At 45.1% G+C, this 9,666-nt stretch carries 9 protein-coding genes; 5 read left to right on the forward strand and 4 right to left on the reverse strand.

Going from position 1 to position 9,666, the window contains the following annotated elements; genetic code table 11:
* The coding region (locus tag ACTIE6_RS09080) for a PepSY-associated TM helix domain-containing protein (protein ID WP_439556335.1) at positions 1-951 on the forward strand (951 nt) is incomplete at its 5' end.
* Between the two features lie 50 nt (positions 952-1,001).
* On the opposite strand, the gene ACTIE6_RS09085 is transcribed toward ACTIE6_RS09080, so the two are convergent.
* Positions 1,002-2,207 (reverse strand): ATP-binding protein, encoded by a 1,206-nt coding sequence (locus tag ACTIE6_RS09085; protein WP_439556336.1) that lies wholly within the window; start codon positions 2,205-2,207, stop codon positions 1,002-1,004.
* Between the two features lie 187 nt (positions 2,208-2,394).
* On the opposite strand from ACTIE6_RS09085, the gene ACTIE6_RS09090 reads away from it, so the two are divergent.
* Entirely contained in the window at positions 2,395-2,607 is a 213-nt protein-coding gene (locus tag ACTIE6_RS09090) for a hypothetical protein (RefSeq protein WP_439556337.1), read from the forward strand.
* A 126-nt stretch (positions 2,608-2,733) separates the two neighbouring features.
* Positions 2,734-3,030, forward strand: a complete 297-nt coding sequence (locus ACTIE6_RS09095) for a hypothetical protein (protein ID WP_439556338.1) — start codon at positions 2,734-2,736, stop codon at positions 3,028-3,030.
* Positions 3,031-3,084: 54 nt separating this feature from the next.
* Here ACTIE6_RS09095 and ACTIE6_RS09100 read toward each other — a convergent pair whose 3' ends face one another.
* The 3 genes from ACTIE6_RS09100 to ACTIE6_RS09110 all read right to left on the reverse strand — a co-directional run bounded on the left by ACTIE6_RS09100 (position 3,085) and on the right by ACTIE6_RS09110 (position 6,608).
* A complete protein-coding gene (locus tag ACTIE6_RS09100; protein WP_439556339.1) occupies positions 3,085-4,080 on the reverse strand; it encodes a TlpA family protein disulfide reductase in 996 nt (331 codons plus the stop codon).
* 474 nt (positions 4,081-4,554) lie between these two features.
* The gene (locus ACTIE6_RS09105; RefSeq protein ID WP_439556340.1) at positions 4,555-5,985 is read right to left on the reverse strand and encodes a glycoside hydrolase family 125 protein; all 1,431 of its coding nucleotides are present in this window, start codon (positions 5,983-5,985) and stop codon (positions 4,555-4,557) included.
* A 62-nt stretch (positions 5,986-6,047) separates the two neighbouring features.
* On the reverse strand, positions 6,048-6,608 hold the full coding sequence (locus tag ACTIE6_RS09110; RefSeq protein ID WP_439556341.1) for a GNAT family N-acetyltransferase: 561 nt from the start codon (positions 6,606-6,608) through the stop codon (positions 6,048-6,050).
* Positions 6,609-6,885: 277 nt separating this feature from the next.
* Between ACTIE6_RS09110 and ACTIE6_RS09115 the strand changes: the two genes are divergently transcribed.
* Together ACTIE6_RS09115 and ACTIE6_RS09120 are read left to right on the forward strand one after the other, a co-directional pair.
* Positions 6,886-8,013: a Gfo/Idh/MocA family protein gene (locus tag ACTIE6_RS09115; RefSeq protein ID WP_439556342.1), complete on the forward strand. Its 1,128-nt coding sequence runs from the start codon at positions 6,886-6,888 to the stop codon at positions 8,011-8,013.
* A gap of 66 nt (positions 8,014-8,079) precedes the next feature.
* On the forward strand, positions 8,080-9,666 hold a 1,587-nt coding region (locus tag ACTIE6_RS09120; protein WP_439556343.1), incomplete at its 3' end, for a PVC-type heme-binding CxxCH protein.

Here is a 9,666-nt window from a genome sequence, read left to right on the forward strand (position 1 = left end):
AAATACAAATTTCCGAAAAACGAGATCCAGCGTATTACAATAGAACCAGAAGCCGATCGGACGATCATTTTCAATCTTAAAACAAAGGAGAAAGAAGGCTTAGCTGCCGCGATTGACCCTTATACTGGTCGCATAACCGCAGTTCGTGATGAGCATGAAGCTTTTTTCAGCGTGGTTTTGCGGCTGCATCGCTACCTCTGTCTGGAAGAAACGGGCAAGGCAATTACTGGCGTTGCCTGCGTGATGTTTTTGGTTATAATGATTACCGGGCTGGTACTTTGGTGGCCGAACAGAAAGAATCAAAAGCAGCGTTTCCGTGTCAAATGGAATGCCAAGTTCAAGCGCCTTAACTGGGATTTGCACGCGGTTTTCGGCTTTTACGTGCTGCCATTTATATTCCTGATAGCGCTAACCGGCTTGGTCTGGAGTTATAGATGGGTGAATAACCTGATTTATCTTACATTCGACGGTAAGCCGCAAACGCTGCGCGAAGTTCCCGCCAACATCTCTCCAAATGCATCCCAAAACAACTACCTGCTCGAAAAGGTATTAACAGAAACCAACAAACAATTCCCCTACCCCGGCAAGATCCTCTTCACGCTGCCGGAAAAGGATAGTTTGTCGATTACTATTTCAAAAACCAATGATCTGGCTTCTGTAAGCAACATTGTCAGTTTCCTGTATTTCGATAAAAATAATGGAGACCTTATTTCAAAGCGGCTCTACGAAAACGAATCCCGCGGCATGAAAGTCCGCCGGCTGGTATACCCAATCCACACCGGAAACATCTGGGGCTTACCAAGCAAAATCATCGCATTTATCGTCGCATTCATAGCCGCGACCTTGCCGGTGACGGGGGTTGTGATTTGGCTGGGGAAGAAGTTTAAGAAGGGAAAGAAGTTGGGGAAGATGAAGGTAGTGACGGAAGAGAAGCGGCGGGTTGTTGTGTAGGACAAGTTGTAGTTGGTGAGAACACCAACTACGGCGTACCTGGCAATCCTTCAAATATCTCTTTTTACCATTTCAAACCAATTAATCACACTAATACCACTAGATCGATCTTCTTCCTGGCTACCAGCATAAACAATGTAGCCTTTTTGCGCTCCGCTTAGTTTGTTCCAATAGGAAAGACTTTTAAAAAACTGGCTGTTGACCGTCTTTCCTGCTTTAATTTCAAGCGGTACAAGTGAAAGCCCGTTATCAATTACAATGTCTACTTCGTTACCAGTTCTGTCACGCCAATAATAAAGATTTACCTGTTTACCGGCATTAGTGCGCTTTTTTAAAAGCTCTGTTACCACCAAACATTCAAATAAATTTCCTCTTAACGGATGCAGGCTCAATTGCTCGGCAGTATTAATCCCCAGCAATGAACAAACCAGACCTGTATCGTAAAAATAAATTTTCGGACGCTTGATAAGGGTTTTATTGAAGTTTTTAAAATGTGGCCTGAGCAGGTGAATGATAAAGCTGCTCTCCAAAATACCAATCCAGGATTGCACAGTTTTGGTATCTACGCCGGTGTCAACTGCTAGCGAGGTAAGATTCAGTTCCTGCCCGGTTCTCCCCGCTAAAAGTCGCATAAAGCGCTCAAATACAATTAGGTCAGTTATGTTTTTGATCTGGCGAACGTCGCGATCTATGTACGTTCGCAGGTAATTAGGAAACCAATCCTGCGGCGGGATACCTGGATCGTAGATGGGCGGATAAAGACCTTTGACTATCAATTCATTCTCATCCGGCGCTTCTCTCTGTGAACCAAACAGGTCTTCCGTACTGAATGGAAGCAGATTCAAAGTCGCGACACGGCCAGCCAGTGTTTGTGAGATATTTTGTTGAAGCAAAAAATTGTTGGAGCCGGTGAGAATAAATCGACCGGTTTTTGGCGATTCATCCAGCATTTCTTGTAGAAAAGAAAACAACTCGGGCGCCCGCTGAACTTCATCAAAAATAGCTCCCTGCTCATACTTACCTAAAAATCCACGAGGATCCTCCAATGCAAACCGCCTGGTATCAGGGTTTTCAAGCGACAAGTAGGTTTTACCAGGAAATAAGTCACGCACCAGCGTTGTTTTACCAGACTGCCTCGGCCCGGTAACAGCTACCGACTTAAAGTGGCTTGCCAGTTGGATAATTTTTGGAGCAGCTAAACGATTGATCATGAGCGAATATAAGCAAAATCGGTAAAATATGGAATCAGATTCCATATTTTACCGATTTTGGCATCCAGTTGCATCATCTTTGACCAATAAAATCGGCTTTACTACCGAACAATAATCTATTTCAAAATAGTGAATAGGATTAAGAAAGTCTTAATTCTATTCAAGCCGATCTTAAACGTTTAAAAACGTTTTCATTTGTTGGAAGATCTCCACAAATCCATACCTTTGAAACATGCAAACTTTTTCCTCTGTTGAGGAGACGTTTGAGTGGTGGCTTAAAAACATCTATCCGACGCTTCCGGCAGAAACAAAGGAAGGTAAGTACCGAAATGCATGGCGTGATTTCACATTTAAAAAAGGAATTTCGCAAAAGCGCATGAAAGAGGTACTATCTGATTTTGGCGACATTAGTGAAAAGACCATTATCACCTATAAGTTGAAATAAAAAAATTTACCTAATTAATGTGGGAAAACTCCACCATAATTGAAACTAAAAATGCCCGGAGAAAGCCGCAAAACTTCACCTCCGGGCTGAGTTCAATCAATTCACAATTAAACCTTAGACAAAACTATGAACACACTGCAAGAATCAAAATCACAAGAAGCTGCCGGCACGAAATCGGATTTTAACGGTATGGCAGACGCATTATTGAAGCAACATCACATTGTAAAAGAGTTTTTCGAAACCGATACTGCCAGCGAAATGATCGAGTCACTGAATGTAATGGTGGAGAGTTTTCTATTTAGTGAGAACCTTGTCCGAGTAACTCCTGAAATGCGTGTTCACATTGTCAATCAGCTGCGCGTGACAACGCTGATTGCAAAATTGGAGCGTGCCACATTTACTTTGAAGAATTTTAATGCATAAATAAAAAAACGAGGATCGTAGCTGAACACGATCCTCGTTTAATATATAAACCTCTTAGTTTAATAATTTATCCAGCTCCTCATTAAACTGAGAAGAAGATGGCCTGGGTGCGTCTGCATTCACAACTTTCCCTTCCGGATCGATTAGAATGAATCTTGGTATTGAAGATACTGCATAGTCCTTCATAAATTGAGATTGCCAAGCATTATCAGCTATGACCTGAACACCTCCCAGATTTTTATCAGCTACAAACTTCTTCCATTTATCTTTATTTTTTTGATAATCAATAGATAGGCTTAAAAACACGAGTTGCTTTCCCTTATACCTTTCTTCGGCGTTTTTCAAATGTGGAATCTCCGCGATGCATGGCGCACACCAGGTGGCCCATATATCTATGAAAACGAATTTACCTTTAAAATCTTCCAGCTTCGTAACTCCACCTTCAACATTTTCGTACGAGAACAGAGGAGTTTTTGAGTTTTTTAATCGCTTAATAGCTACTTTCTTAGCAAAGCTTGCCTTAGATCCTTCCGCATTGTGCATTAACATTTCCTTTTCCGCCCGCACAAAATCTGCATCAAACTTGCCATCGGTCAATTCCTGCAATTGCTGATCTCTTTTCTTATTAACAAGTTCGGTAAACTGCGATTCATCTTCCAGCAGTTCGTATTGCTGGTCAAATTGTTCATCTAGCAAAAAATGCTTAGCCAGATAGTTATTCTCCTTAGCTCCAACACCGTTATATTGAAGTGATTCGTCAAATCTCTTTCCGTCAAATTTTACGTGGATATCAAACCCATTTTTTAAAAAGACGGTAGTCATTTCTACATTGTCTGACAATGCATAGAGCCCCTCTTGCACTTTGACTGAATCTGAAAAATTACCTTTTCCATCAACATGGATCGTCTTAAGAACTTTGGTGTTTGAAAAAATCATCAAAGTATCACTGTTACGATTCTCAATGCTACCTGAAAAACGAACGAAATCGTTCTGGGCAAAGCAAAAGATCGGCGCAGAAAGAAAGAGAACTAATATATACCTGATAGTCATTTGAACATAAGTTTGGTTAGTAACCCAAGCTTCAAATGATTAGCCAAAGAACAGGAAAGGGATTAGCAAGAGGTTGGTGTCAACAATTTGCAGGTTGATTTTGTCATGCTGAGCGCACCGGGCGGCCAGGCGCCCAGGGGTGACAACAGGAGCTCAGCTATAACTATTAACTGATTTTGTCACACTGAGCGCAGTCGAAGTGCAGGCACGGTGCTACTCGTACGTACAAGCATTGTGCAAGTCCCTTAGACCGCCCGGCGGCCCGGTCCGATCAGGATGACAAAGGAGAGTTAGCAGTAAAATCACATTGTGCATTCGCCCTTCGACTGCGCTCAGGGTGACAAAAGAAGAGTTAGCCTAAAATAATAACATCGTGCACGTCCCTTCGACCGCCCGGCGGCCCGGTACGCTCAGGGTGACAAAAAAGATTATGCTGACAAGCTTGTCACTCTGAGCGCAGCCGAAGAGCAGCACTCAATAAACCTTCCCCAACAAATGCGGACGCTCCTTTTCCAACTTCAAAATCAACTCCCCAAATAACGTATTCACCCACGCAAACCAGCTTCTTGTGAATTTAGCCTGGTCATCCTTATCAAACGATTCGTGCATGAAACCGGTGTGGTTATGTGTGGTTTTTAGCAGTTTCAGCTGAGCTTCGATTTCCTTTTCGTCAGTAGACGTGATCGCGCGGGCGATGATGCCCATCGGCCAGATCTGGTTGACCAGCGTGTGCGGACTGCCCAGACCTTCGCCGGCTTTTCCTTTGAAGAAATATGGGTTTGAGTCACTTAATACGAACTTCCTGGTGTTAACGTAAATCGGATCTTTTACCGAAACTGCATTCAGGTAAGGCAAGCTGATCAGGCCCGGGATACCGGCATCGTCCATTAACAGGTAGTTGCCAAAACCGTCGACTTCAAAAGCGTAAATCTTGCCAAATTCGGGGTGCGGGTACACTGCAAACTTCTTCAATGCAGTTTCAACTTCGGTTGCCAACGCTTTAAAATCAGCCGCAAGCTTCGCATTGCCGCTGCCTAGCTTTTCCAAAATTTCCGCGATTTCACGGAAAGAAACGACCGCAAAGAAATTGGAAGGAACAAAAAACGGATACATAGCCGCATCATCAGATGGACGGAAAGTACTAGCGATCAGCCCATTGGGTTTGATCGGATTTCCATACCCATTTCCCGGCACGGTATCCGTAGACCAGGCGGTAGTGCGGCCGAACTTATAAGGCCCCGGCCCGTCTTTGCGCTGCTGCTCTTTGCACGTTTTCAGGATCAAACCCGCCGCTTTTACCCAATCCGCATCAAAGGGCGTGATATCTCCGGTAATTTTCCAATAATTATAAGCCAGGCGGATCGTGTAGCAAAGTGAATCGAGCTCCCATTTACGTTCATGCAGCATCGGCTTCATTTCGGTATGGTCTTTCGTCCATTCACTTTCTTTCGGCCGGTCATAAAATGCATTGGCGTAAGGATCGATGATAATGCATTTGGTCTGCCGGTTGATCAGTCCCGCTACCATTTCTTTCAACTTCTGGTCTTCTTTCAACAGCGGCAAATACGGCCAAACCTGCGCGGTACTGTCGCGGAGCCACATTGCGTCGATATCTCCCGTAATCACAAAAGTATCCGGCTTGCCGTTTTCCATTTTGAAATGGACGGTAGTATCGATCGTATTCGGGAAGCAGTTCTCAAACATCCACGCGAGCTCGGGATCTTTAATCACCTTTTTCATCCGTGTGATAGTCGCTTCCACGGCCGGACTGGTAAAGCTTCGCTTCTCAGCAGGTATTCTGACCACCGGGAAATCGGCGGCATTCCTCGCAAATGACCATTTCGGAAGGGACGCGCCAGCCACAGCCAGGGCTCCGGCTTTAATAAAGGATCTCCTTTGCAACATTATATTGGTATAGATTGGAGTTTTTAAAATATTTTAAAAGAAGCAATTTAGGTAAAAAACCGTCACCTAGGAGTTACTTCCAGCACCATGTGATGATATCGGTGGCCCATAAAATCTTTTTCACCAACAATCCTAAAACCCAAATTTTCATAGAGCCGCTTTGCTGCCGGATTGACCTGATCTACAATAAGTCCAACGCGTGGATGCCCGAGTGAAGCTGCTTTTTCGCAAAATGCCTGGATCAGCTTCTTACCAATTCCCTTACCCTGATGGTCTGGATGCACATTTACACAATCAATATAATATTCACCTGCCTCAGTTTCGTCCGAGGGATGGAAGTCGGGCCGGGACTTTTGCAGCAGATCCAGAACAGGCTTGCGAAGCTGGTGCAACAGGGCTCCATCATACCCGGTAATTGACCCGATCACTTTATCTTCCTCTTCAAAAACGATGGTATTATCATAACCATACTGATTTTGACCGGCTTTGAAAAAGCGCTCGAAGAATGGTATCGCATCTGCATAATTGGATGAACCTGCAAATATCCCGGCGATATGGTCCATTGCCAGAATCAATAATGGCGCTACTGCTGGCGCATCCCCCGGTGTGGCTGGTCTTATCATTTTTGAGTTAAAAAAGAAAAATAGACGCTTGCTCTTGTATCAATTTTTTGCTTAAATATTTTCATTTAACCAAATAGTGATCAAAATAGAATCAGTACTAATCAAAAGACGTAAAGTTTTTAGCATTATTTTGGTTTAAAATTGTATTGTCAACCATCCCTCTTTTTGATTTAGGATCACACACTTATCTCTCTGATTTCCAGGTAAGCCCGCTATCAAATCGACTATCTTTTAGTATCGATAAAAAACTGAACAATTAACCAATTTTTGAACCAGTATGTCTCAGAAAATTAACGTTGCAATCGTCGGACTAGGTTTTGGAGCCGAATTTATCCCCATTTATCAGAAACACCCCAATGCAAATATGTACGCGATCTGCCAGCGTACCGAATCTAAATTGAATGAAATCGGCGACCAGTACGGAATCGATGTTCGGTATACGAGCTATGACGAGCTGCTGGCTGACCCGAATGTTGACGCAGTGCACATTAACTCGCCCATTCCTAACCACGCGGAGCAAACTCTAAAAGCGCTTCGTGCCGGAAAGCACGTTGCATGTACCGTTCCGATGGCAACAAGCGTGGAAGATTGCATGGAGATCGTGAAAGCGACGAAGGAATCGGGCAAGAAGTACATGATGATGGAAACCGTGGTTTACGCACGTGAGTTTTTGTTTGTCAAAGAATTGTATGAAAAAGGCGAGCTTGGAAAAGTTCAGTTCCTGAAAGCGAGTCATCAGCAGGATATGGAAGGCTGGCCTGATTACTGGCCGGGCTTACCTCCAATGCATTACGCAACGCACTGCGTGGGCCCGGTTGCGGGTTTATTGAAACTGGAAGCCGAATACGTTTCTTGCTTCGGCTCAGGTACAATCAGTGAAGATCTGGCGAAGATCCACAACTCTCCATTTGCGGTGGAATCGGCGCATATTAAATTTAAGGACAGCGATTTATCAGCTTATGTATATCGTTCGTTATTCGACGTGGCGCGCCAGTACCGGGAGAGTTTTGAGGTTTACGGAAGCAAAAAATCATTCGAATGGCCGCTGATTGAAGGTGAAGATCCTGTGATTCACACTGCAAAAAAGCCTGAGCACGAAATCGCTGAAAAGGTAAAAACGCCAGATTACGCGCATTACCTGCCTGAGGAAATCCGCTCATTTACTGGTCACGGCGTGTATAACCTGGATGAAAATGCGCATTTATCGTTCGTACAGGGCGGCGGCCACGGCGGTTCGCACCCGCATTTGGCCCACGAGTTCATCAGCGCATTGATCGAAGACCGCGAACCGTTCCCAAATGCATGGCAATCGGCCAACTGGACGAGCGTAGGTATTCTGGCGCACGAATCGGCATTGCAAGGCGGCGCGCTGATTCAGCTGCCGGATTTTAAGGAGCTGGCGTAATCGCACGTCCCTTCGACCGCGCAAACGCTACCAAACTAATAAATACTATTTTGCCAAAACTATCTGATGAAAACTAAAGCGTTATCCTTTATCCTTGGTATAGTCCTGCTGGGCTGTGCCTCTCAGCCTTCCTCTCAGAATGCGTCGGTTAAAAGCGCGTCTTCGAAAGGTGAGGTTTCCAAGGCGCGGCGCCCGGAAATTTTGTTCCTGGGCGATGACGGGCACCATAAGCCTGCCGAGCGCGTGCCGCAAATTATGGCGGCATTGGGACCGAAAGGTTTCAACTTCACTTATACAGACGATCTGAATGATCTGAATCCCGAAACTTTGAACAAGTATGACGCGCTCATGCTGTATGCAAACTGGGATTCGATCGCGCCGCCACAAGCCAAAGCATTGCTCGACTATGTGGCCAGCGGCAAAGGGTTTATCCCCATTCACTGCGCGTCTTACTGTTTCCGTAATAACCCGGAAGTTGTTAAGCTAATCGGCGGACAGTTCTGGCGTCACACTTTTGACACCATCCAGCCTGTTTGGACCCAACCTGAGCACCCGGCAATCGCGGGTGTGAAACCGTTTAAAACAATCGATGAAACTTACCTGCATTCTCAATTGCAGCCTGATAACATCGTTTTGACCGAACGTACGATCCAGGCAGACCAGGCGAAAGACAAGCCGGGTGTTCAGAAAGAGCCTTATACCTGGGTGAGAACGCACGGAAAGGGCCGCATTTTCTACACAGCTTACGGTCACGACGAGCGTACCTGGGCAGTTCCTGGTTTTCAGGATTTGATTGAAAAAGGTATTCTGTGGGCTGTGAATGACGATGCGAGAAAAGCATTGGCTGCATTGGCACCAAAACCATTTGAATACCGCGAGGCAAAACTGCCTAACTACGAGCAGCGCCCTGGTCCGCAGATGCAGCAATTGCCGCTTTCGCCGGAAGAATCAGTAAAGCACATTCAAATTCCTGTTGACTTTACATTGGACGTTTTCGCGCATGAACCGGATGTAATGCACCCGATCGCGATGACGTGGGATGAGCGCGGAAGACTGTTTGTTCTGATCACCAAAGATTATCCGAACGAAAGAAAAGATACTGGCGGAAGCGACTATATCCTGATTTGCGAGGATACTAACAAAGATGGTAAAGCCGACAAATTCACCAAGTTTTCCGATGACCTGAGTATCCCGACAGGTTTGGCTTTCGCAAATGGCGGGCTCATCGTTTCGCAGGCTCCGCATATGTTGTTCTTGCAGGATACTGACGGCGATGATAAAGCCGATGTTAAGAAAATCCTCTTCTCTGGCTTTGGGACAGGAGATACCCACGCAGGACCTTCTAACCTGCATTATGGTTTCGACAACTGGGTTTACGGTTCAGTTGGATATTCAGGATTTAAAGGTAAAGTGGGCCAAAGCGATTCACTTAACTTCGGACAGGCACTTTTCCGGTTCAAACCCGATGGTTCTGATATGGAAATTGTAACTAAGACCTCTAACAATACGTGGGGACTTGGATTCAATGAAAGCGGCGATTTGTTTGGCTCAACTGCCAATAACTCGCACGGCTGGTATTCAGCTATTCCAAACCGCTATTTCGGGGATAGTAAAGTGGACAATGGCGGTCGCAGTACAGATACGCATAAAGAT

This window comes from Dyadobacter sp. (assembly GCF_051859145.1).
Classification (GTDB): Bacteria; Bacteroidota; Bacteroidia; order Cytophagales; family Spirosomataceae; genus Dyadobacter.

Excerpts from the sequence above, each read along its gene's own strand:
- ACTIE6_RS09085 (WP_439556336.1), bottom strand. The coding sequence starts at position 2,207 with ATGGAATCTGATTCCATATTTTACCGATTTTGCTTATATTCGCTCATG.
- ACTIE6_RS09090 (WP_439556337.1), top strand. The coding sequence starts at position 2,395 with ATGCAAACTTTTTCCTCTGTTGAGGAGACGTTTGAGTGGTGGCTTAAA.
- ACTIE6_RS09095 (WP_439556338.1), top strand. The coding sequence starts at position 2,734 with ATGAACACACTGCAAGAATCAAAATCACAAGAAGCTGCCGGCACGAAA.
- ACTIE6_RS09100 (WP_439556339.1), bottom strand. The coding sequence starts at position 4,080 with ATGACTATCAGGTATATATTAGTTCTCTTTCTTTCTGCGCCGATCTTT.
- ACTIE6_RS09105 (WP_439556340.1), bottom strand. The coding sequence starts at position 5,985 with ATGTTGCAAAGGAGATCCTTTATTAAAGCCGGAGCCCTGGCTGTGGCT.
- ACTIE6_RS09110 (WP_439556341.1), bottom strand. The coding sequence starts at position 6,608 with ATGATAAGACCAGCCACACCGGGGGATGCGCCAGCAGTAGCGCCATTA.
- ACTIE6_RS09115 (WP_439556342.1), top strand. The coding sequence starts at position 6,886 with ATGTCTCAGAAAATTAACGTTGCAATCGTCGGACTAGGTTTTGGAGCC.